This is a genomic window from Tistrella sp., from assembly GCF_002684955.1.
Lineage (GTDB): Bacteria > Pseudomonadota > Alphaproteobacteria > Tistrellales > Tistrellaceae > Tistrella > Tistrella mobilis.
This window is the reverse complement of sequence record NZ_NYWI01000072.1, coordinates 16,749-39,724: the sequence shown is the minus strand read 5'-3', so window position 1 is coordinate 39,724 and position 22,976 is coordinate 16,749. Positions and strand designations below refer to the sequence as shown.

General features: G+C 68.3%; 20 protein-coding genes, 1 pseudogene and 1 riboswitch. Of the genes and pseudogenes, 14 read left to right on the top strand and 7 right to left on the bottom strand.

Going from position 1 to position 22,976, the window contains the following annotated elements; translation table 11 throughout:
• The first annotated feature begins 34 nt into the window (after window positions 1–34).
• From CMO28_RS22880 to rpsD, 14 genes and pseudogenes are all read left to right on the top strand, one after another.
• Window positions 35–1,699 carry an NAD+ synthase gene (locus tag CMO28_RS22880; protein WP_296717493.1) on the top strand — a complete coding sequence of 555 codons (1,665 nt, stop codon included), beginning with the start codon at window positions 35–37 and terminating at the stop codon, window positions 1,697–1,699.
• An 80-nt stretch (window positions 1,700–1,779) separates the two neighbouring features.
• Window positions 1,780–3,135 carry a glutamate--tRNA ligase gene (gene gltX, locus CMO28_RS22875; protein WP_296717488.1) on the top strand — a complete coding sequence of 452 codons (1,356 nt, stop codon included), beginning with the start codon at window positions 1,780–1,782 and terminating at the stop codon, window positions 3,133–3,135.
• An 80-nt stretch (window positions 3,136–3,215) separates the two neighbouring features.
• Window positions 3,216–4,607, top strand: coding sequence for a cysteine--tRNA ligase (gene cysS, locus CMO28_RS22870; RefSeq protein WP_296717484.1), 1,392 nt, complete (start codon window positions 3,216–3,218; stop codon window positions 4,605–4,607).
• A gap of 126 nt (window positions 4,608–4,733) precedes the next feature.
• Window positions 4,734–6,059 carry a DUF1800 domain-containing protein gene (locus tag CMO28_RS22865; RefSeq protein WP_296717479.1) on the top strand — a complete coding sequence of 442 codons (1,326 nt, stop codon included), beginning with the start codon at window positions 4,734–4,736 and terminating at the stop codon, window positions 6,057–6,059.
• A gap of 13 nt (window positions 6,060–6,072) precedes the next feature.
• Complete coding sequence (locus tag CMO28_RS22860) at window positions 6,073–7,251, top strand: DUF1501 domain-containing protein (protein ID WP_296717475.1); 1,179 nt, start codon at window positions 6,073–6,075, stop codon at window positions 7,249–7,251.
• A 105-nt stretch (window positions 7,252–7,356) separates the two neighbouring features.
• Window positions 7,357–8,994, top strand: a complete 1,638-nt coding sequence (gene cimA / locus CMO28_RS22855) for a citramalate synthase (protein WP_296717472.1) — start codon at window positions 7,357–7,359, stop codon at window positions 8,992–8,994.
• A gap of 53 nt (window positions 8,995–9,047) precedes the next feature.
• Window positions 9,048–9,803, top strand: a pseudogene (locus tag CMO28_RS29975) (RNA methyltransferase); the annotation flags it as partial.
• Between the two features lie 189 nt (window positions 9,804–9,992).
• Entirely contained in the window at window positions 9,993–10,622 is a 630-nt protein-coding gene (pncA, locus tag CMO28_RS29970) for a bifunctional nicotinamidase/pyrazinamidase (protein WP_296717786.1), read from the top strand.
• 111 nt (window positions 10,623–10,733) lie between these two features.
• A riboswitch (cobalamin riboswitch) is annotated at window positions 10,734–10,946 on the top strand.
• Between the two features lie 95 nt (window positions 10,947–11,041).
• Window positions 11,042–11,863, top strand: a complete 822-nt coding sequence (locus CMO28_RS22840) for a hypothetical protein (RefSeq protein WP_296717467.1) — start codon at window positions 11,042–11,044, stop codon at window positions 11,861–11,863.
• Window positions 11,864–11,893: 30 nt separating this feature from the next.
• Window positions 11,894–14,038, top strand: coding sequence for a TonB-dependent receptor (locus tag CMO28_RS22835; protein WP_296717463.1), 2,145 nt, complete (start codon window positions 11,894–11,896; stop codon window positions 14,036–14,038).
• Window positions 14,039–14,040: 2 nt separating this feature from the next.
• Complete coding sequence (locus tag CMO28_RS22830; protein WP_296717460.1) at window positions 14,041–14,979, top strand: ABC transporter substrate-binding protein; 939 nt, start codon at window positions 14,041–14,043, stop codon at window positions 14,977–14,979.
• The gene (locus CMO28_RS22825) at window positions 14,976–15,971 is read left to right on the top strand and encodes a FecCD family ABC transporter permease (protein WP_296717455.1); all 996 of its coding nucleotides are present in this window, start codon (window positions 14,976–14,978) and stop codon (window positions 15,969–15,971) included. Before CMO28_RS22830 ends, CMO28_RS22825 begins: the two co-directional genes overlap by 4 nt.
• Window positions 15,968–16,759: an ABC transporter ATP-binding protein gene (locus tag CMO28_RS22820; protein WP_296717453.1), complete on the top strand. Its 792-nt coding sequence runs from the start codon at window positions 15,968–15,970 to the stop codon at window positions 16,757–16,759. Before CMO28_RS22825 ends, CMO28_RS22820 begins: the two co-directional genes overlap by 4 nt.
• A 76-nt stretch (window positions 16,760–16,835) precedes the next feature.
• On the top strand, window positions 16,836–17,450 hold the full coding sequence (gene rpsD / locus CMO28_RS22815) for a 30S ribosomal protein S4 (protein WP_062769792.1): 615 nt from the start codon (window positions 16,836–16,838) through the stop codon (window positions 17,448–17,450).
• 106 nt (window positions 17,451–17,556) lie between these two features.
• Here rpsD and CMO28_RS22810 read toward each other — a convergent pair whose 3' ends face one another.
• From CMO28_RS22810 to ccoO, 7 genes are all read right to left on the bottom strand, one after another.
• A complete protein-coding gene (locus CMO28_RS22810; RefSeq protein ID WP_296717448.1) occupies window positions 17,557–18,273 on the bottom strand; it encodes a sulfite exporter TauE/SafE family protein in 717 nt (238 codons plus the stop codon).
• A 45-nt stretch (window positions 18,274–18,318) separates the two neighbouring features.
• A complete protein-coding gene (locus CMO28_RS22805; RefSeq protein ID WP_296717444.1) occupies window positions 18,319–18,975 on the bottom strand; it encodes a hypothetical protein in 657 nt (218 codons plus the stop codon).
• Window positions 18,976–19,060: 85 nt separating this feature from the next.
• The gene (locus CMO28_RS22800) at window positions 19,061–19,594 is read right to left on the bottom strand and encodes a FixH family protein (protein WP_296717441.1); all 534 of its coding nucleotides are present in this window, start codon (window positions 19,592–19,594) and stop codon (window positions 19,061–19,063) included.
• Window positions 19,591–21,183: a 4Fe-4S dicluster domain-containing protein gene (locus tag CMO28_RS22795; protein WP_296717438.1), complete on the bottom strand. Its 1,593-nt coding sequence runs from the start codon at window positions 21,181–21,183 to the stop codon at window positions 19,591–19,593. The genes CMO28_RS22800 and CMO28_RS22795 overlap by 4 nt, the downstream gene beginning before the upstream one ends.
• Window positions 21,180–22,049 carry a cytochrome-c oxidase, cbb3-type subunit III gene (ccoP, locus tag CMO28_RS22790; RefSeq protein WP_296717436.1) on the bottom strand — a complete coding sequence of 290 codons (870 nt, stop codon included), beginning with the start codon at window positions 22,047–22,049 and terminating at the stop codon, window positions 21,180–21,182. The genes CMO28_RS22795 and ccoP overlap by 4 nt, the downstream gene beginning before the upstream one ends.
• A complete protein-coding gene (locus CMO28_RS22785; RefSeq protein ID WP_296717434.1) occupies window positions 22,036–22,203 on the bottom strand; it encodes a cbb3-type cytochrome c oxidase subunit 3 in 168 nt (55 codons plus the stop codon). The genes ccoP and CMO28_RS22785 overlap by 14 nt, the downstream gene beginning before the upstream one ends.
• Window positions 22,200–22,970, bottom strand: coding sequence for a cytochrome-c oxidase, cbb3-type subunit II (gene ccoO, locus CMO28_RS22780; RefSeq protein ID WP_322111405.1), 771 nt, complete (start codon window positions 22,968–22,970; stop codon window positions 22,200–22,202). Before ccoO ends, CMO28_RS22785 begins: the two co-directional genes overlap by 4 nt.
• Between the last annotated feature and the right edge of the window lie 6 nt (window positions 22,971–22,976).

Genomic DNA, 22,976 nt, shown 5'->3' with positions numbered 1-22,976 from the left:
CCGTGCCGTGCTTTCCGACAGGATCCGGACCGACATGACCCAGCTTCTGACCCTGGCCCTGGCCCAGATCAACCCCGTCGTCGGCGATGTCGAGGGCAATGCCCGGCAGCTGCTGGAGGCACGGCAACATGCGGCGGAACAGGGCGCCGATCTCTGCGTCACCGGCGAGCTGTCGCTGATCGGCTATCCGCCCGAGGATCTGGTGCGCAAGCCGGCGCTGATGCGCGCGGTGGCATCCGCGCTCGACATGCTGGCGGCCGCGACCGCCGATGGCGGGCCGGCGCTGATCGTGGGTGCCCCCCATGCCGAGGGCGGCAAGCTCTACAACGCGGCCTATGTCCTGGATGGTGGCCACGTCACCGGCGTGGTGCGCAAGCATGCGCTGCCCAATTATGGCGTGTTCGACGAGCTCAGGGTCTTCGATCTGGCGCCGCCGGCCGGGCCGGTGGTGATCCGCGGCTGGCGGGTCGGGCTGATGGTCTGCGAGGATATGTGGCGGCCGGATTCGGCCGAATGCCTGGCCGAAAGCGGGGCCGAATTCCTGCTGGTGATCAACGGCAGCCCCTATGAGGTCGACAAGCGCGACCAGCGTCTGGCCCACGCGGTGGCGCGGGTGCACGAAACCGGCCTGCCGCTCGCCTATGTCAATCTGGTCGGCGGCCAGGACGAGCTGGTCTTCGACGGTGCCTCTTTCGTGCTCGACCGCGACGGCGCGCTGAAGGTTCAGGCGCCGGCCTGGATCAGCGGCACCACGCCTGCCCATATCCGCCGGACCGAGGCGGGCGAGGTGGTGGCCGAGGCTGGCCCGCTGTCGCCCGAGCCCGAGGTGCTGGAGGCGATCTACTCGGCGATGATGCTGGGCCTGGCCGATTACGTGAACAAGAACGGCTTCCCGGGCGTGGTGCTGGGCCTGTCGGGCGGCATCGACAGTGCCCTGTCGCTGGCGGTGGCGGTGGACGCGCTGGGGGCGGATCGGGTCCGCGCGGTGATGATGCCGTCCCGCTATACCAGCCGCGACAGCCTGGACGATGCGGCGCTTTGTGCCGAACTTTGCAGCGTGCGGCTGGACGAGATCCCGATCGAGCCGGCGGTGCAGGCCTTCTCGACCATGCTGGCGCCGGTCTTCGGTAATCGCGGCCCGGATGTGACGGAAGAGAACATTCAGTCGCGCATCCGTGGCGTCATCCTGATGGCGATGAGCAACAAGTTCGGCGACATGGTGCTGACCACCGGCAACAAGTCCGAGATGTCGGTCGGCTATGCCACGCTTTATGGCGACATGTGCGGCGGCTATTCGGTGCTGAAGGACGTCTACAAGATAACGGTCTTCGAGCTGTCGCGCTGGCGCAATGCCCAGAAGCCGGAAGGCGCGCTCGGCCCCGACGGGCCGGTGATGCCCGAGCGGGTGATCGCCAAGCCGCCATCGGCCGAGCTGCGCGAGGATCAGAAGGACGAGGACAGCCTGCCGCCCTATGAACGGCTGGATGCCATTCTGGAAGGCCTGGTCGAGAAGGAGCTGCCCCACCGGGTGCTGGTGGAGCAGGGCCAGGATCGCGACGAGGTCGATCGTATCGCCCGCCTGCTCTATGTGGCGGAATACAAGCGTCGCCAATCGCCCCCGGGTGTGAAGATCACCGGCCGTGCCTTCGGGCGCGACCGACGCTATCCGATCACCAACCGCTTCCGCGACCGGGCCTGAGGCCCGGCCGCCGCCCTGTCGGCGCCGCGGCTGCGGACCGGCGCGGCCATCTGCCCTGGTTCCACCGAGTATCGGCCCATATGACCGTCAAGACCCGCTTCGCGCCGTCTCCGACCGGACGTCTCCATGTCGGCAATGCCCGCACCGCGCTGGTGAACTGGCTCTATGCCCGCGCCCATGGCGGGGTGATGCAACTCCGGATCGATGACACCGATCGCGAGCGCAGCCGCGAGGACTATGTGGCGGGCGTTCTGGCCGATCTCGACTGGCTGGGCATTCCGGCCGACGAGAGCTTCCGCCAGACCGAACGCGCCGATCGCCATGCCGCCGCTTTCGAACGCCTGGTCGCCTGCGGCCGGCTCTATCCCTGTTACGAAACCCCGGAAGAGCTGTCGGCGCGGCGTGCGGCCCAGTTGGCCGCCGGCCGGCCGCCGGTCTATGACCGTGCGGCGCTGGCCCTTTCCGATGCCGATCGTGCGGCGCTGGAGGCCACCGGCCGCCGGCCGCACTGGCGCTTCCGGCTGGATGACCGCGAGACATCCTGGGAGGATCTGGTCCGCGGCCGGATCGACGTTCATGCCGGATCGCTGTCCGATCCGGTGCTGATCCGCGCCGACGGTGCCCCCACCTATACGCTCGCCACCGTGGTCGACGACGCCGAGACCGGCGTCACCCATGTGATCCGCGGCGAGGACCACATCACCAACACGGCGGCGCAGATCCAGCTGTTCCATGCGCTGGGGGCCGCCGAACCGCATTTCGGCCATCTGGCCTGGCTGCTGGATGCCGGCGGCGCCGGGCTTTCCAAGCGCGTCGGCTCGCTTGCGGTGGCGGAACTGCGCGAGGACGGCATGGAGCCGCTGGCGGTGGCGGCCTTCCTCGCCCGGCTCGGCACTTCGGATGCGATCGAACCGGTCGCGGGCCTGGACGAACTGGTGGCGAGCTTCGACATCAGCCGCTTCGGCCGGGCGGCCGCCCGTTTCGACCCCGCCGATCTGGTCCAGCTGAATGCCCGGCAGATCCGGCGTCTGGATGCCGGGGGCGTGCGCGCGCGGCTGGTCGGGCTGGGCGTGCCCGATGATCTGGTGGCCCCGTTCTGGGATGCCGTCGCGGGCAATATCGAGCGGATCGCCGAGGCGGGCCGCTGGTGGCAGGTCGTGGCCGGGCCGGTGACGCCGGGGATCGAGGCCGACGAGACGTCGCAGGCGGTGCTTGCCGCGGCCCGCGACACCTTGCCGCCGGAGCCCTGGGACGAGACGACCTGGAGCGCCTGGACCCGCGGGATTCAGGGCCTGACGGGGGTGAAGGGGCGGGGGCTTTTCAGGCCGCTCCGTCTGGCGCTGACCGCGGCCGAGCATGGACCGGAGCTGAAAAAGCTGCTACCGATGATCGGCGCCGCGCGTGCCGCGGCCCGGCTTTCGGGTCGGGACGCCTGACGCCCGCGGCCACCTGATTCAACCGGCCGGCGCCTCCGCCGTTCGCCCGTCTTTGATTGCCTGCCCGAGGACGAGCCATCATGGCGCTTTCCGTCTACAACACCCGCACCCGTGCCAAGGAAGCTTTCGAGCCGATCGATCCGGACCATATCCGGATGTATGTCTGCGGCCCCACGGTCTATGACCGCGCGCATATCGGCAATGCCCGGCCGGTGGTGGTGTTCGATACCCTCTACCGCCTGCTGAAGGCGAGCTATCCGCGCGTCACCTATGTCCGCAACATCACTGATGTCGACGACAAGATCATCGTGCGGGCGAAGGAAAGCGGCGAGGCGATCGAGACCCTGACCGCCCGCACCGCGCTGATGTTCCACGAGGATATGGGCGAGCTGAACGCGCTGCCGCCGTCGATCGAGCCGCGCGCGACCGAGCATATCCCACAGATGATCGACATGATCCGCCGGCTGATGGCCAAGGATCATGCCTACGAGGCCGAGGGCCATGTGCTGTTCAGCGTGCCGTCGATGCCCGATTACGGCGGGCTGTCGCGTCGCGATCGGGAAGAGATGGTGGCGGGGGCCCGTGTGGAGGGGGCGCCCTACAAGCGCGATGCCGCCGATTTCGTGCTCTGGAAGCCGAGTGCCGATGATCAGCCCGGCTGGTCCAGCCCCTGGGGCCGCGGCCGTCCGGGCTGGCATATCGAATGCTCGGCCATGGCCGAGGCCCATCTGGGCGAGACCTTCGACATCCATGGCGGCGGCCAGGATCTGATCTTCCCGCATCACGAGAACGAGATCGCCCAGAGCCAGTGCGCCCATGACGGCGCGCTGTTCGTCCGCTACTGGATGCATAACGGCTTCATCAATGTCGACGGCGAGAAGATGTCGAAATCGCTCGGCAACTTCTTCACCGTCCGCGACCTGCTGGGCCATGTGCCGGGCGAGGCGGTGCGTCTGCTGATGCTCCAGACCCATTACCGCCGGCCGCTGGACTGGACGCAGGAGGGTATGGAGCGGGCGAAGCAGACGCTCGACCGCTTCTACAACACCCTGCGGCTGATGGACGAGATCGAGCCCGACGGCGATTGCCGCGTCTATCCCGACGCGGTGCGTGCGGCGCTTGAAGACGACCTCAACACCCCGCTTGCGCTGATGCATCTGCATGAGCTGGTGGGGGAGGCGAACCGCACCACCGATCGGGCCGAACGGGCCCGGCTGAAGGCGCAGATCCTGGGGGCGGGGCATGCGCTCGGCCTGCTGCGGCTCGACCCCGAAGCCTGGTTCCGCGGCGGCCCCGCCTCGGGCGGCGAGACCGGCCCCGACGAGGCCGAGATCGAGCATCTGATCAACGAGCGTCTGGCTGCGCGCCGCAACCGCGACTTCGCCACCGCCGACCGGATCCGCGACGATCTGAAGGCACGCGGCGTGGTGCTGGAAGACGGGCCCGACGGCACGCGCTGGAAGCGCGGCTGATAGGACCGGGGCGCACAAAGACAAAAAGTTTGCCACGAAATCGCCATTTCGTCCGGTAACGCGGGTGCAGTACCCTTGCCCCGCGGACATCTATCGACGGCCCTCCGGCCGTGAAAGGACGACGTGATGATCTCATCCGAGGCGACCCTCGCGATGACCCGTTTTGGTACCGGGTATCGACGTGATCTGGCTGATGCCGTCAGGCGTGATCCAAAAGGCTGGCTCAAGGCTCAACTCGATCCGGAACGACCGGTCTTTACCCGTACGGTTTTGCCCGAACTCAGCGAACGCTGGGCGATCCGATATCCCACACCTGAGGAACGAGCTCGGGAGAAGGTGGATTGGTACCGCGTTTTTACCGGATATGTGCGCGGCATCCGGGAGGGGCGGGTCATGACTGCTCTTGATACGCCTGATCCATTTCGCGAGCGACTTGTTCGCTTCTTCTTTGAACATTTCACTATTTCCATGGCTCAAGCTACGTTGCGGGGGGTGACTGATATTTATGAGGCGGAGGCCATCCGCCCATATGTTACCGGCAGATTCCGCGATTTGCTGGGTGCGGTGATGCACCATCCCATGATGCATGTATATCTCAGCAATCACATGTCTTTCGGTCCTCACTCTCCAGCCGCAGCGAGAAGCGATGTCGGGCTAAATGAGAATTTGGGGCGGGAACTTCTGGAGCTGCACACGCTCGGCGTATCCGGAGGCTATACTCAGAGCGACGTGCGTGAGGCTGCGAAGATACTTACTGGATGGGTCGTTCAGATCTATAACCGAAACGCCCCCTTCGATATGCGATTTGTATCTGATCGACATGAGCCTGGTGATAAGTCGATCATGGAGCATCGTATTGCAGAGGGCGGAGAGAAGGAGCTTGACGACCTTCTCGATTTTCTCGCAAGCCATCCATCGACGGCACGTTTTATCTCATATAAAGTTGCAAAGTACTTTATTGATGATCGGCCTCCTGAGGAACTGGTCCAAAATATGGCCGAGGTGTTTCTTGCAGAGGATGGCTGTTTGGCTGCCGTGCTTAGCGTGATGATTGACCATCCTGCAAGCTGGAAGCCTGGTGGCCGGAAGGTCTTGCTTCCTGAAGATTGGGCTGTGGCCTTTGGAAGCCTGTGTGGCATGAAGGGCCGTGACGCTGCAACTGAGATCACTTCTGCGGTATTGACCCTCGGCCATCGGGTGCATGCAGCGCGATCGCCCAAGGGGTGGCCCGATGATCGCGACGTGTGGTTTACGCCGGGCTACATGCTATTACGTGCAGGACTTGCTGGCAGGATGTACCAACATTTCGGAGTGCGCAGCGATGTCGACGAGGCTTTGTCGGTGTACTTTCATGGGGCTAATCAGGACGTGATCCGTACCCTGAAGGGAGCACCGACACCCAAGGACGCCTTTAGCCTGATTGCCGCCTCTCCCGATTTTAGTTTGCGGTGAAAGGAATACTTCCATGCCCTTGTCCCGCCGGAGTTTTCTTCATGGTGCTGCTACTGGTGCGGCGACACTCGCTTCGCTCCGGGTCGGCTTTGTCGCTGGTCGTGCTCGGGCTTCGTCCGTCGTTGCTGAGAGGCGTTTCATACTGATTATCATGCGCGGAGCCGTTGATGCGCTTGGCGTGATGCCGCCGATCGGTGACCCGGACTACGCCACTTTGAGAGGGAAGCTTGCATTCGGTCCTGAACAGGTGCTGCCTGTTAATGACCTGTTCGGTCTCACCCCGGCCTTCCAGCCGGTCAAGCCTTGGTACGATGACCGGCAACTTCTCTTCGCTTCGGCGGTGTCTTCCCAATATCGGGACCGATCCCACTTCGATGGCCAGGCGATCCTTGAAAGCGGCATGAGCGATCCCTCGAAAGTGGATAGTGGTTGGCTCGGTCGCATCATGAAACAGCATGGAGGTCACCTGTCCGCTGTTACCGTTGACGGTGGTATGCCCGCTGTCCTGTTGGGAGCGCCCAGGGTGACTAATATTCCGCCGGCCGACATCAAGTTGCCGTCCGGCGATGTGATTGAACGCATGGCCCAAGTCTATGGTCATGATCCTCGATTTGCGGCCTTCGCGGACGAAATTCGCGACGCAGCGCAGGCGACGGGTTCTCTGGGCTATGGCCGTCCGCAGATCCAGGTCTTCGTTTCCGCTGCGAAGATGCTCGCCAGGCCCGACGGTCCCCGCCTTGCAGTAATTTCCTCGGAAGGCTGGGACACCCACAGCAATCAGGGGACTGTTGACGGGCGTATGTTCGTTGCCGCACGGGCTCTGGCGGACGGACTTGCAAGCATGCGTGAATCTCTGGGCGAAGAGGTCTGGGCAAATACGGTCATCCTCGGTGTCTCGGAATTTGGTCGGACTGTGCGAGTCAATGGAAGTGCTGGAACTGATCATGGGACCGGCGGCTTTGCCTTCCTGGGAGGGGGGCGCATCAATGGTGGTCGGATCCATGGTGAATGGCCGGGCCTGACAGAGAAGGCGCTTTATCAGAACCGAGACCTCATGCCGGTGACGGACGTGCGTTCGTTGATTAAAGCGGTGCTCGCAGAGCATCTTGAGATCGCAGCTGCGGAGATTGACGAGGTCGCTTTTCCAGGGTCCGGTGATGTTGCGGCAGCGAAGGACCTGTTCAGAACCTGAGCAGGCTCGAGTCGCAGGCGTGATCTGCGTATTTTCGTTTCGCATCGGCTGGTTCCGGGTGCTAGACATGTCCCGGAACAGCCGATCGACGGAGAATACGATCCCATGTCCGGTGAGCGCATCTATCTTTACGACAGCACGCTGCGCGATGGCGCGCAGACCCGTGGCGTTGATTTCACGGCGGCCGACAAGGCCGCGATTGCGCGTGAACTGGACCGGCTGGGCATTGACTATATTGAAGGCGGCTGGCCCGGGGCCAACCAGACCGACGACGCCTTCTTCGGCGATCTGCCGCGGATGCAGCGGGCGCGGATCTCGGCCTTCGGCATGACCCGGCGGTCGGGGCGTTCGGCCGAGAACGATCCCGGATTGTCCGCGGTGCTGAACGCGCCGGTCCAGGCGGTGTGTCTGGTGGGCAAGAGCTGGGATTTCCAGGCGACCGTGGCGCTGGGTGTCGATCTGGACGAGAACCTGCGCATGGTGTCGGACAGCATCGGCCATGCCGCGCGGGTCAAGGCCGAGGCAATGTTCGATGCCGAACATTTCTTCGACGGCTACAAGGCCAATCCCGACTATGCGCTGGCCTGCGTCAGGGCGGCGTATCAGGCCGGCGCCCGCTGGGTGGTGCTCTGCGACACCAATGGCGGCACGCTGCCGCATGAGATCGAGGACATCGTCTCCCATGTGGCGACGATCGTTCCCGGCGAGCGGCTGGGCATCCACTGCCATGACGACACCGGCAATGCCGTCGCCAACAGCCTGGCGGCGGTCCGTGCCGGGGTGCGCCAGATCCAGGGCACGCTGAACGGCCTGGGGGAGCGCTGCGGCAATGCCAATCTGGTGACCCTGCTGCCGACCCTGATGCTGAAGATGGGCTATACGACCGGGGTCGACGAGGCCGGGCTCGCCCATCTGACCAGCGTCAGCCGCGCCTTCGACGAGCGGATGAACCGGGCGCCCAACATCCATGCGCCCTATGTCGGCGCCGCCGCCTTCGCCCATAAGGGCGGGCTGCATGCGAGCGCGGTGCTCAAGGATCCGCGCGCCTATGAGCATATCCGCCCGGAACAGGTCGGCAATCAGCGCCATGTGCTGGTCTCGGACCAGGCCGGCCGGGCCAATCTTCTGGCGCGGCTCGCCGAGATCGGCATCGAGGTCGACCCGTCGGATCCGCGCCTGCCGACCCTGCTGGAGCAGGTGAAGGCCAACGAGCATATGGGCTATGCCTATGACGGCGCCGAGGCCAGCCTGGAGCTGCTCGCCCGTCGCGCGCTGGGCGAGGTGCCGGAATATTTCCGCCTGCTGTCCTTCCGGGTGATCGACGAGCGCCGCTACAATGCCCGCGGCGAGCTGGTGACCCTGTCGGAAGCGACGATCAAGATCTCGGTCGGCGGGGTGCCGGTGATGGCGGTGGCAGAGGGCAACGGCCCGGTCAACGCGCTCGACACTGCGCTCCGCCGGGCGATCGCCCAGACCTATCAGCCGGTGCGCGACATGCGGCTGGTCGATTATAAGGTCCGGATCATGTCGGCCCCGGACGGCACCGGCACCGATGCGGTGACCCGGGTGGTGATCGAAAGTGCCGATACCGCCGGCGACCACTGGTCGACGGTCGGCGTCTCGGCTAACGTCGTCAATGCCTCTTACGAGGCGCTGGCCGACGGCATCACCTGGCGGCTCTATCGCGCCGGGGGATCGGTGCAGGCGGCGGCAGAGGTTGCGGCGGCCAATAGCGTCGCCTGAGGATACTTTGCCCGGCGGCCGGCTCCCTTCGCAGCAACAAGATATATGAGCGCATGACCGATCAGTCCGAGCAGCGGCCGCCCAAGGCGGCCGCCACCCGTGGCATTGAAGGTGCCGTCGGCAACCAGGCCGCCATCATCCTGGTGAACACCCAGATCGCCGACAATATCGGCTCGGCCGCACGGTCGATGCTGAATTTCGGCCTGACCGACATGCGTCTGGTGGCACCGCGCTGCGAATGGCCGAGCGAGCGGGCGCGGGTTCTGGCCTCGGGCGCCGATGCGGTGCTCGACAACGCCCGGATCTATGCGACGGTGGCGGATGCGGTCGCCGATCTGGATTTCGTGGTCGCCTCCACCGCGCGGCCGCGCGACATGGTGAAGCCGGTGGCGACACCCGCCGCGGCGGCGGCGCGCATGCGCGGCCATGTCGAGGCCGGCGGCCGGGTCGGCATTCTGTTCGGCCCCGAGCGCACCGGGCTTGAGAATGACGATGTGGCTCTGGCCGATCTGATCCTGACGGTGCCGCTCAACCCCGCTTTCGCCTCGCTGAACCTTGCCCAGGCAGTGGCGCTGGTCTCGTATGAATGGTTCACCGCACGCGACGAGACCGTGCCGGTGCAGCTCGATTTCGGCCGCTATGGCCGGGCGAGCAAGCAGGAGATCGATGCCTTCCTGGAGCATCTGGGCCAGGCGCTCGACTGGTCGGGGGTGGTGCGCAACCGGCAGATGCGGCCGACGATGCTGCGCAATCTGCAGGCAATGTTCCTGCGTGCCGATCTGACCGGGCAGGAGGTCCGCTCGCTGCGTGGCTTCCTGCACGGGCTGATGATCCGGGGCGCGCGCGACGAGGAACTGGCGGCCTTCCCGTCCTATCGCCGCCGCCGCGAGGCGCTGGATCAGGCCGAGACCGGCGGCGCCTCGGCCGAGACCGGCGGTCGCCGGTCGTCCCGTCGCCGCCGTCATGCCGAAGCCGAGGCGCGCGCCGAGGCCCTGCGGCTGCGTCCGGGCGCCGGCGATGCGCTGATCGTGACCGATCCGCAATATGACTTCATGCCCGGCGGCGCGCTGGCGGTCGCCGGCGGCGACGAGATCGTGCCGGTGGTCAACCGGATCGGACGGCTGTTCACCGAGGTGGTGCTGACCCAGGACTGGCACCCGGCCGGCCATGCCTCTTTCGCTTCCAGCCATGCCGGCAAGGCGCCGTTCCAGACCGCGGAGCTTGCCTATGGCACCCAGGTGCTCTGGCCCGACCATTGCGTGCAGGGCAGCCATGGCGCCAGGCTGCATGACGATCTGGATCTGCCCCATGCCCGGCTGATCATCCGCAAGGGCGACGACGCCACGGTCGACAGCTATTCGGCCTTCCTCGCCGCCGACCGGCGCAGCGCCACCGGGCTCGACGGCTATCTGCGCTCGCGCAGCGTCAAGCGGGTTTTCGTCTGCGGGCTCGCCACCGATTTCTGTGTCGCCTGGACGGCGCTCGACGCCCGGGCCGCCGGTTTCGAGGTGGTTCTGGTGGAAGATGCCTGCCGGGCCATCGATACCGACGGCTCGCTGGACCGCGCACGCGCCGAGATGACGGCGGCCGGTGTGCGCTTCGTATCCGCCGGTGATCTGTTCATCTGACCGAGGCCCCCGCAGCATGTCTGTCGGGGGCGTTGCATCATCTGAAAATGTTATGTTATATCGTATCAATAACCAGGAGGGCGGGATGCTTGACCAGTCATGGGCGGCTCCACTATCGTCATCCGCGACGGTTCCCCTCGGGGATCAAAAGGGAACGGGGTGCAGGCGGTGATCCGCGTCAGGCCCCGGCTGCCCCCGCAACTGTAGACGGCGAGCTGGCCGTCAGCGATGCCACTGGTTGCCCGGCATATCGGGGCGCCGGGAAGGCGACGGACCGGCGATGACCCGTGAGCCAGGAGACCTGCCGTCATTCGTGGTCACGCGCGTGCCCATCGGTCGGGGTGTATCGATGGCGATCCGGGGGGAATGCTCCACCCGGATCCGGCCTGCGGTGACGTGCCACGCAGGTGAGGCCCAAGATGTCCGCCACGCCCCGGGCTGCCGTGCCATCGGCCGCGGCCAGCTCTCCATTTGCCAGCCCACCATCCGCCCTCTGGGCGGATGCCGATGCCGCCTTCTTCGCCGAACAACTCGCGCGGTCGGACTATGCCCGCAATCTGGGCGATACGCTTCGTGCGCTTTACGGCGGCCGGCCGCGCAGCCTGATCGATATCGGCGCCGGATCGGGCCTGCTCGGCCAGGCCGTGATCGCCCGCGGCGGGCGCTGGTGCGCCATCGAACCCAATGCCCATATGCGCGGCCGGCTGGCCGGGCTTGCCGAGGCGCGGCCCGACCTGTCGATCGAGATCCGCGACGCCGTCTGGCAGGAGCTTGCGCCCGCCGATCCGGCGGCGCCGGCCGATCTGGTGCTCTGCGCCAATATTCCGGGGCCGATCGGCCAGGCCCGGGCGCTGCATGCCCGCACCCGGCCGCTCGGCCGGATGCTCGCCTGGATCGTGCCGGCCCAGGCGGGGCCGCGCAGCTGGTGCCTGGCGGGTTTCCTGCCATCCCATCTTCATGGTGAAGACATCACCCCCGGCGACCGGCCGGCGCTCGACGAGTTGGGGGGCGACCTTGCCCCCGATACGGTCCATCTGGTGCCCTGGACCTTCCGGGCGCTGTTTCCCGACCGTGCCGCCGCACGTGCGCATATGCTCGACCATCTGGGCCGCCGCGGTCATGCGGTGGACGATCTGGAGGCGCGGCTCGATCGTCATCTCGATCTGGCGTTGGTCGAAGCCGATGGCGGGGTGATCGCCGAGGCGCCCAAGCTCTCCGCCGTCTTCCTCTGGCACAGCTGAACAAATCATAAGAAACCGGATCGTCCGTCCATGCGCATCACCTCTCTGCGCCGGCCCGCCCTTGGCGTGCTGGCCCTGTCCTGCTCCGTCGCCTGTCTTCCCGATGCGGCGGAGGCCGACGCCGCCACCGAACTCGACCGCATGCTGATCACCGCCCAGGGCCGCGACGAACCCCGCGCCCGGGCCGCCGGCACCGTGCAGGTGATCGATACCGCTACCATCCGCCGGTCGTCCGCCCGGTCGGTGACCGATCTTTTGGCCGAAAACGCCGTCGGCTTCTTCAGCGACTGGAGCCCGGGCCAGACCTCGTTCAACATCCGCGGCGGCGCGACCGACGGCCAGGGCCGCGACTGGCGCAGCCAGGTGACGGTGCTGATGAACGGCCGCCGTGCCGGCACCGCCAATCTCTCCAAGCTCTCGCCCGACGATCTGGACCGGATCGAGATCATCCGCGGCCCGGCCTCGGTGATCTACGGCGCCCAGGCGATCGGCGGCGTGGTCAACCTGGTCACCCGCAGCGGCGCCACCGAGGACCCGGGCAGCGAGATCACCGCCCGTGCCGGATCCTTCGGCCTGGCCCGTGGCCATGCCGCCAATGCCGGCGGCACGGCCGGCTTCGACCATTATGTCGGCATCGGCGGCGGCCTTTCCGACGACTACCACACCCCCGAGGGGCAGCTTGCCAACACCGCCTGGAAACGCGGTGGCGGTCTGGCGGCGCTGGGCTTCGAGAGTGAGGATGTCGGGCGCATCGATCTGACGCTCCGCACCGACGGTGTCTATGATGCCGGCTTCCGCGGCTCGCAATGGGATCTGGACAACACCGACGACCGGCGCAACGCCTCGCTCGATCTTGCCTGGGACACCGAATTCGGCGGCGGGCTGGGGCTTTCGGCCCAGGCCTATGCGGTGCGTGATGTCGACAGCTTTCACTGGGGGTCGGAGCGTCAGCGCAGCGGTGCGCCGGGCTTTTCGGTCGACGACAACCGCCGCCAGCTCGACGTGCTGGGGCTGAAGCTGGCGCCGCGGCTGGCGGTGGGGGACGATACCGACCTTCTGTTCGGCATCGATGCCGAAACCGCGAAACTGCGCAGCGATCGCTTCCGCCAGTCGGTCTCGGGCGGGGCCACCTCTCAGGTGCCGCCCTATGACATCAACCAGGATACCGAGGATTTCGGCGTGTATGGCGAGGGCGTGCATCGGGCCTTCGACGACGCGCTGACCCTGCGGGCCGGCGCCCGCTGGACCTATGGCCGGGTCTCGACCAGGGCCACCCCCAACCAGCCGCTGCTGGTGGAGCGCACCGAAAGCTGGGACGATGTCACCTGGAGTGTCGGCGCCGCCTGGGCGGCCTGGCCGACGGTGACCCTCAGGGCCGGCGTCGCCACCGGCTTCCGCGCGCCGACCGGCACCGAGCTTGCGGCGGACTTCACCGCCGTCGGCGGCGGCCGCACCTTCGGCAACCCGAACCTCGATCCCGAACGCAGCCTGCAATACGAAATCGGCGCCGCCCATGCCGATGGGCCGCTGTTCCTGGATCTGGCGCTGTTCCAGAACACCATCACCGACCGGATCACCACCGTCACCACCGGGCCGGATGAGCGGACCTATGCCAATTCCGCGGGCGATGCGGTGATCCGCGGGCTGGAGCTGCAGGCGGCCTATGACATCGCCCGGCGCCTGGGTTGGGACGGCTGGACCCTGATCGCGCGCGGCTCCGGCGTGTGGAATTTCGAGATGCGCGACAAGGGCGCCGATGCGGCCCTGACCGGGCCCTCTACCGACAAGCTGCAGCGCATGCATGAAACCCAGGCGGCGCTCGGCGTCACCACCGGCCAGCCCGGGGTGTGGAGCCTGACCACCACGGCTGTGTTCCGCGGCCCGCTCTATTACGATACCGAAGAAAGCCTGGTGGCGGGGGCCGAGCCCGACAGCCGCTATGTCCATCGCAAGGGATCGAGCTGGCTGATGAACCTGCGCGGCGACTGGTTCGTGACCGAGACGCTGACGCTGTTCGCCGGCGTCGACAACCTGTTCGATGTGAACGACCACCCGCTGTTCATCGCGACCGACACCGTGCCCTCGCTCGGCGATCCGGTGTCGTCGAATGGCGGCGGCACCGGCAACAGCCAGGCGGGGCGGGCGGCCTATGTCGGCCTGACCTATCGCTTCTGACGATGCGGGCCATCGGTCTTCTGCTGATCCTGTTCACCTGCATCGCCGCCGGCCCCGTCGCGGCGGCGGAAGGCTGGCCGCGGCAGGTGACCGATGCGCTGGGGCGCACGGTGACGATCCCGGCGCCGCCGCGCCGGATCGTCGCGATCTTTTCCAGCAATGTCGAAATGCTGGCCGCGATCGGCGCCGGACCCGACATCGTGGCGATCGAGGCCTGGACGCGCTGGCCGCCGGATCTGGTCGCCCGCACCGCCCGGGTCGGCGGCCGGCTGGGCTTTTCGGTAGAGGCGATCGCGCGGCTCGATGCCGATCTGGTGGTGATGACCCCGGCGCGCCAGGCGGCGGCGGGGCTGGTCGATCCGCTGGGCCGGATCGGCATCCCCGCCCTGGTGCTGACCCATGACCGGCTGGCGGATATTCAGGCCAATATCCGCCGCCTGGGGCGCGCCACCGGGCGCGAGGCGGCCGCGGATGCGGTCGCCGACCGTATGGGGGCCCGGATCGCGCATCTCGGCGCCTGCCTGGAGGGGCGGCCGCCCGTGCCGGTCTATCTGGAAACCGGCAGTGACGAGCGCGGCGCCGCCTTCACCATCCGCGATGCCACCTATACCGGCGACATCCTGCGCGCGGCGGGCGGTGTCAGCGTCTTCGCCGGCCGCGACCGGCTGGGGCGGGTGTCGGGAGAGGCGGTCTGGCGGGCCGATCCCGACCGGATCCTGATCGCCGGCCCACCGGCGCGGGTGCCGGCCCTGATGCAGCGCCCGGGCTGGGAGGGGATCCGTGCGGTCCGCGCCGGCCGGGTCGATGCGGTCAACCGCGCGCTGCTGCTGATCCCGGGGCCGCGGGTGGTGGAGGGGGCGGAAATGCTGGCCCGGCTGCTCCATCCCGAGGCCTTCACCGCCGGCGGCAGCTGCATCATGGCGGCGGAGGGCGATCAATGACGACGCAGAGGGCCTTCGGTGCCCTGATCGCCCTGCTGCTGGCCGCGATCCTGGTGGGGCTCTGGCTGGGGACCGAGCCGGCGCGGATCGCCGATCTGGCGGCGCTGCTGCGTGGCGAGGACAGCCCCTTCACCCGGCTGCTGCTGGCCTGGCGGCTACCGCGGGTGCTGGCGGCGGTGGCGGTCGGCGCCTGTCTGGGGCTGGCGGGGGCGATCTTCCAGGGTGTGTTCCGCAATCCGCTGGCGGAGCCCTGGCTGCTGGGCACCGCCCCCGGGGCGGCCGTCGGTGCCGCGATCGCCCTGCTGGTGCCGCTGCCGGTGGCGCCGGGTCTGGCGCTGCCGGTGCTGGCCATCGCCGGTGCCTGGGGCGCCACCTGGGTGGTGATCGCCGCCGCGCGCGCCGCCGGCATCGCCGACGTCACCGGCGTGCTGCTGGCCGGGGTGGCGGTGGCGGCCGCACTCGGCGCCCTGCGCGGGCTGATGCTGCTGGCGCTTTCCGACGACACGGTCAATCTGCAGGTGGTGATGAGCTGGACCATGGGCGGTATCCACACGCCCGACATGGCCGGGCTCGGCCTGCTCTGGCTGGCGACGCTTGCAGCATTCGCGCTCGCGCTCGTGCTCGCCCCCGGTCTCGACCGGTTGGGGCTGGGCGACGAGGCGGCCGGCGCCATGGGGCTGAATGTCCGCCGCTTCACCGAACTCGCCGTGCTCGCCGGGGCCGCGATCACCGCGATCGCGGTCGGCTGGGGCGGCCTTGTCGGCTTTGTCGGGCTGATGGTGCCGCATCTGGCCCGGCGCCTGGTCGGCCCGGCACATCATCTGCTGCTGCCGGCCTCCGCCCTCGCCGGGGGCGCGCTGGTTGCAATCTTCGACGGCCTCGCCCGATCCCTGTTGCCGCCGGCCGATCTGCCGCTCGGCCTGCTGACGGCGCTGGCCGGCGCGCCGGTCTTCCTGCTGCTGCTCGGCCGGGCGCGGGGAGGGGTGCGATGAGTGCGGCGGCCCTTGCCCTCGACCATGTCACCCTCAGCCTGGGCGGGCGGGTGGTGCTGGATGATCTCTCGCTCGATGTCCGGCCAGGGGAATTGCTGGCCCTGATCGGGCCGAACGGATCGGGCAAGACCACGGCGCTGCGCATGCTGACCGGCACGCTCCGCCCCCAGATCGGCCGGGCGCTGATCGACGGCCGGCCGGTGGCGGGGCTCGGCCGGCGGGCGGTGGCGACCCGGATCGCCCATCTGCCCCAGGGGTTTCGCAGCCACTGGAACCTGACGGTGCGCGATCTGGTCCGGCTGGGGGCTGCGCGCGGGGCAGGGTGGTGGCAGGCCGGGCGTCCGGCGGCGCCGGATCCCGCCCTCGATCTGGGGGAGCTGCTGGACCGGCGGCTGGATGATCTCTCGGGTGGTGAGCGGGCGCGGGCGGCCGTCGCCTGGGCGCTGGCGGCGCCGGCCGGCGCCCTGCTTGCGGATGAGCCGGCGGCGGCGCTCGATATTGGTCACGCTCTGTCATTGATGCAGCTGTTCGAGGGGCTGCGCGGGACCGTGACCGTGGTCGTGGTGCTGCATGATCTGGGGCTGGCGCTTGCCCATGCCGACCGGGTGGCGGTGCTGGCGAAGGGCCGGCTGCTGGCGCTGGACACGCCCGATGTCGTGCTGCAGAACGGGGCGATCGAGGCCGCCTTCGGCATCCGGCCGGTGCCGGCGCCGGTCGGCCCCGGGGCCTGGCCGGTGGCGGTGCGTGCGGGGGCCGAACCCCGCGGAAATCCGGGTGATTCCCTTTGACAACCGCGGGAAGCGCCTGTATTCAGTCCCGATCCTCTACTGCGGTCTACCCCGTTACCGAACGGTTCGCTCTCAAATGACCAAGCGTATCCAGGCCAAGCACAAGATCAGCCGGCGGCTCGGCGTGAATCTCTGGGGCACGGCCAAGAGCCCGGTGAATGCACGCTCGTATGGCCCCGGCCAGCACGGCCAGCGTCGCCGCAAGCCTTCCGACTACGGTCTGCAGCTCGCTGCCAAGCAGCAGCTGAAGGGTTACTACGGCAACCTGACCGAGAAGCAGTTCCGTCGCGTCGTCGAAGAGGCCACCCGTCGCAAGGGTGAGTCGACCGAGAACCTGATCGGTCTGCTCGAAAGCCGTCTCGACGCCGTCGTCTATCGTTCGAACTTCGTTGCGACGGTCTTCGCCGCGCGTCAGTTCATCAATCATGGCCATGTCGCGGTCAATGGCCGCCGCGTGACCATCCCCTCTTACCGCCTGAAGCCGGGTGACGTCGTGAGCGTCCGCGAGAAGTCGCGTCAGCTCACCTTCGTGCTCGAGGCCACCCAGCGCCGCGAGCGCGAAGTGCCGGAGTACATTGACGTCGACTTCGACAAGCTGACTGCGACCTATAATCGCATGCCGCAGCTGGCCGAAGTTCCCTATCCGGTCCAGATGGATCCGAAGCAGATCATCGAGTACTACTCGCGCTGATCCTGTCGGGTCCGGAGAGCTTTCGGGTTCTCAGGCACCAGATACAAAACACCCCGCCGGGCGACCGGCGGGGTGTTTTGCTTTGCGGTGACGGAGCCGGCGGCGGTTACGGCAGGCAGAGCACCGCGGCGCCGACCGAGGGGATGACGGCCGAGAGCAGGCCCAGCGCGGCGATGGCGAGGCCCGCGGCCTTGCGCAGGCCGGGCAGGGCGGCGGAGCGGCGCAGCCCGGCAAAACCAAGGGCGGTGGCGGCGACGGCCGGCACGGTGCCGAGGCCGAACCCCGCCATCACCGAAAGCCCGCCTTCGGGGCTGCCGGTCATCATGGCGTAGAACAGCGCACCATAGACCATGCCGCAGGGCACGCAGCCCCAGGCGACGCCTGAGACGAAGGCCCCGCCGGGGCCGGCCGCGATGCCGCCGCCGATGCCGGCCGGGCGCAGCACCCGGGCGATGCCGGCGGTGAGCGGCATGGCCAGGCGATCGAGCCGGGCGAGGGAGGGCACCAGCCCGGCCACCGACAGCCCGACCCAAAGCAGGGTGGCGGCGCCGATCAGCCGGGCGATTTCATAGCCGCCGGCACGGTCGAGCCCGGCATAGACCGAGGTGCCGATCGCCCCCACCACCAGGCCGGCGGTGGCATAGGCCAGCACCCGACCGGCATGGGCGGCGGCCAGCGCCTTGATCCGGCCGCGCGTGCCGCCCTCGCCGTCGAAAGAGAACATCAGCCCGGCGGCGATGCTGCCGCACATGCCGGCACAATGCAGACTGCCGGCGAAGCCCATCAGGGCCCCGCCGGCAAAGGTGAGTTCGGATACCGCCATGGCCCGGTTCTCCGCCTGGCACGCGCGCCTGCGCGGGCGCCGGGGTCAGTGCTGGGTGTTGCCGGCCGAGGGCACCTCGGGCTCGTCGCTGCCGTCGACCGCGACCAGCATCATGGTGGCGATCATCACCGGCACGGCGATCAGGGCGGCGTAGAGCGCCACACCCATGCCCAGCAGCACGCAGCCGATCACCAGCGCCAGCAGAAGATTGGCGAGCAGCAGCGGCAGGCCGCGCTCGGACACCATGCCCTTCAGGAAGCTGATCCCGCGGCTTTTCGCACGCTGGCCCAGCCGGCCCGCGGCGGCCAGATCGGGCAGGGTCGGCAGGGGGGCGGGCTGGATGCCGGTGCTGGCGGCCCGGGCATGGGCCGTGCGGGCGAGCGCCGCCGGCAGGCCGATGATCAGCCAGACCAGGCTGGTGACGAACAGGCCGGGCAGGGCGATGGCGATGCCGCCGATCCGGCCGGCGGTATACATGACCCGGCCGGCAATCGCGAAGGCGCCGACGCCGCCGCGGCCGGCGATCATGATGATCCGCGGCAGCAGCGACACGATCAGGGCGCCCAGCCCGGCAACGACGGCCACTTCGGCCCCGGCGACCATGCCGCCGATCGCCGCGGCGGCGATGATGGCGACGATCAGTGGCCACACGGCCGGCCGGCCACCCGAGATGCCGCCGGCAGGAGAGGTCGTCATGGACATGGCAGAAACTCCGGAAGATGTCGGACGTCGATCGGTTCGACGATCAGGGGGAGAGAGCAGAAGCGGGCAGGGGAGAAATAGCCGGTCAGCGGATCACCGGCAATTCGACGAGACGTCGCACCCCCTCATCCCCCTGCGTGACCTTCAGGCGGATGAACCAGTTGCCGCCATTGGGGAAGTCGAGCGTGCCGACCAGCCGGTCGGGGCCTGCGGCGGTGAAGCTGACGGGCAGGAGCTGCGGGATCCGGCCGGTATGCTCGGCCTCGCCCTGGACCACCACAGCATCGAGCGGCCGCCCGCCGGCATCGGTCACCCGCACCACCAGCCGGCCGGTGCGGGGGGCATCGCCCGGCTCGAAGACGGCTTCCACCTGCCAGCCAAGGGCCGCTTCGCTCTCGCGCTCTTTCAGCACCCGGTCGTATTCGATGCCGGTGGCATAGGGATCTTCGGTGACCAGGCCGGTGAAGCTGTCATAGGCCAGCGTCACGAAACCGGCCTGGACCGAACCCAGCACCAGGAAGAAGCCCACGATCGCCCGCGGGATCCAGCGATCCGACGGCCGGGGCGGCGGGTCCGAGGGGACGGTGTACTGTCGTGAACCGTGCCGGGGGGATGTCATCTCTCCGGCTCCCAGAAGCGGGTATCGACCCGGGCGAGTTCTGCGCCGGTCGACGTGTCGTGGAAGACCAGCACGATCGGGTGCGGCCCGGCCGGGGGCAGGGCCTCGCCACGCAGCGGCGGCTGGATCACCAGCAGCCGGTTCGCGGCGCTGCGCTGGCCACCCACCGCCATCTCCGCCGCATCGCCACCGTCGCCGCTGGTGAAGCGGAGCGTCGCCTCGGGCATGCCCTCGACCGAGGCGGTCACCCCGTCCAGCCGGGGCAGGCGGTGCGACAGGCGGACGGTGTAGTCGTTGCGCACGCTGCCATCCGACAGCAGCACATAGCGGGGGGTGTTCTGCGGCTCGACATCGACCTGGACGTCGGTGATGTTCGCCACGCCGAAGCTGACCGCCGCCAGCGCCACGATCATCGCGCCGCCGAAGATCATCGCCTTGGGCCGGAAGAAGCCGATGCGGGCCGGCGGGGCCATCGGTGCCGGGTCGGCCTCTTCGGCATCGAACCGGATCAGCCCGGTCGGCCGGTCGATCTTCGTCATCACCTCGTCGCAGGCATCGATGCACAGACCGCAGCCGATGCAGCCCATCTGCAACCCGTCGCGGATGTCGATGCCGGTGGGGCAGACCTGAACACAGCGGCCGCAATCGATGCAGTCGCCGCGGCCGGCCGGTGTCGCGGCCAAGGTCGCGCCGGGCGCCAGGCCGACCGATCCGTCGGCGGCAAAGGCGAAGGCCTGCGGCGTGTCGCTTGCAGTCGCGGGCGCGGGCGCGGCCACGGGCGTCGCCAGCAGCTCGGGACGCAGCGCCACCCGCTTGCGGGCGCGCGGCTCGCCCCGGGTCCGGCGATAGGTCACGACCAGGCTGTCGCGGTCGAGCAGGGCGGCCTGAAACCGCGGCCAGGGGCACATGTGCAGGCAGACCCGCTCTCGCGCATGGGCCCCCAGCACATAGGTGAACAGCGCGATCAGGAAGACCGCGCCATAGACGGCGCCGGGCAGGCCGCCGCCCAGGAAACGGCCGGCCAGGCCCGGGGCGTCGACGAACCACTGGGCGAAGCCCAGGCCGGTCAGGATGGCGACGGCGGCGCTCATGGCGCCGGTCAGCGGCCCGATCGCGGCCTCGTTGCCCTTCGCGATCCGGTGCGCCAGCCGGCGCACGCCGCCGAAGATGTCGGTCCAGACCGTCTGCGGGCAGGAAAATCCGCACCAGACCCGGCCCGACAGGCTGGTGGCATAGAACAGGCCGAAGGCACCGGCCACCATCAGCCCCACCGCGATCGGCAGATCCTGCGGCCAGAGTTCCAGGCCGAAGGCGAACAGCCGCCGGCCGGGCAGGTCGAACAGCACCGCCTGATCGGGCAGGCCGGGCCCGCGATCCCAGCGTATCCACGGCACCAGGAACAGAATGCCGAGGAAGACCACGGTCAGCCGGGTCTTCAGCCGGCGGAAATGGCCGTGCACCGGCTGGGGCAGATGGGGTTTGCGCCGCGGCCGGCGGGCGGCCGGGGCTGCACGCCCCGGCCGGTCCGTTGCGGCAGCGGTATCGGTGGCGGCCACCGAGGCGTTTGTGATGCCCGATCCCGCGGTCATTTCTCGCCACCCCCAAGCGTGTGGACATAGACCGCGATCATCCGCACGGTCGATTCGTCCAGCCGGTCGCCGAAGGCCGGCATCACGCCCATGCGCGGATTGGCGATCTGCCGCTCGATCGCCTCCTGGCTGCTGCCATACAGCCAGATGGCGTCGTTCAGCCGCGGCGCACCGAAATCACGGCCGCCCTGGCCCTCGGCCCCGTGGCACGAGGCGCAGTTGGCCGCGAACAGTGCTGCACCCGGCATGGCACCGCGGCTGTCGGCGGTCGCGGGATCCGACAGGGCCTTCACATAGGCGGCCGTCTGGCTGATCTGCTCGGGCGTCAGGATCTGGCCGAAAACCGGCATCAGCGACTGCCGGGTATCGGGATGGGCCGACCGGATGCCGTAGAGGATGGTCTGGCGGATGTCGGCGATTTTGCCGCCCCAGATCCAGTCATCGTCCACCAGCGCCGGGAACTGGCCGATCTGGCCGCCGGCACCCACGCCATGGCAGGCGGCGCAATTCTCGTTGAACGCCGCCTGACCGCCGGTGGTGGCAAAGCGGCGGAGCGCGTCGTCGGCCTCGATCTCCTCAAGCGGGGTCTCGACCAGGGCGTTGCGCATGGGGGCCTGGGCGGCGCGGGCGGCCACCACCTCCTTGCGCAGCTCTTCGGCGCTGCTGTATTTCAGCGCGCCTTCGTAGTACCGCTCGGTCGATGCGAAGGAGGGGTAGAGCACCATGTAGAGCAGGGCGACGGCGATCGAGATCAGGAAGACGCCGACCCACCAGCCGGGGATCGGGGTCGACAGCTCTTTGATGCCGTCCCATTCATGGCCGGTGGTGTAGCGGCCGGTCAGGTCATCACGTTCAGGCGCGGCCATCGTCTTCGTCCTTGATCAGGAAGGGGATGTTGGCATGCGCCTTCATCTGCTCGCGCGACGAAGGCCGGAAGGTGCGCAGCAGGATCAGCGCGAACAGCGCCACCGCGGCGACCAGCCAGTACTTGTAGACAAGGGCACTCAGCGCATCGATCACTGTCCGCCCTCCACCTTCGAACCGGCGATGCCGGCACCGATGCCGCTTTCCAGCCGGACATCGGTGAAATCGACCATGGTGCCCAGCACCTGCAGATAGGCGACCAGCGCATCCATTTCGGTGATCCGGCCGGGCTGGCCGTCATAGTCGCCGACCTTCGCGCCCGGATAGCGGCGCTGCATCTCTTCCGGATCGGTGCCATTGGCCTGGGCGGTGAGATCGGCCTCGGCGCGGGCGATCATCTCCTGGCTGTAGGGGACGCCCACCGCCCGCAGCGCACGCAGGTGCTCCGAGACCTCCGAGACGTCCAGGTCGCGATCGAGCAGCGCGGCATAAGAGGGCATGATCGAGACCGGCACGACGCTGCGCGGATCGACCAGATGCGCCACCTGCCATTCATTGGAGTATTTGAGACCGACCCGGGCGAGATCGGGGCCGGTACGCTTCGACCCCCAGAGGAAGGGATGGTCGTACATGCTCTCGGCCGCGATCGAGTAATGGCCGTAGCGCTCCACCTCGTCGCGGAACGGCCGGATCATCTGGCTGTGGCAGGTGTAGCAGCCCTCGCGGGTGTAGATGTTGCGGCCCATCTGCTCCAGCGGCGTGTAGGGGCGCACCCCTTCGACCGGCTTCACCGTGCTTTCCACCTTGAACAGCGGCACGATTTCGACCAGGCCGCCGATCGAGATGACCATCAGCGTCAGGATGAACAGCAGCGAGGTGCTGCGTTCGATGCGGGCGTGATTGAAACGGGGCATGTGTCCGATCCTCCG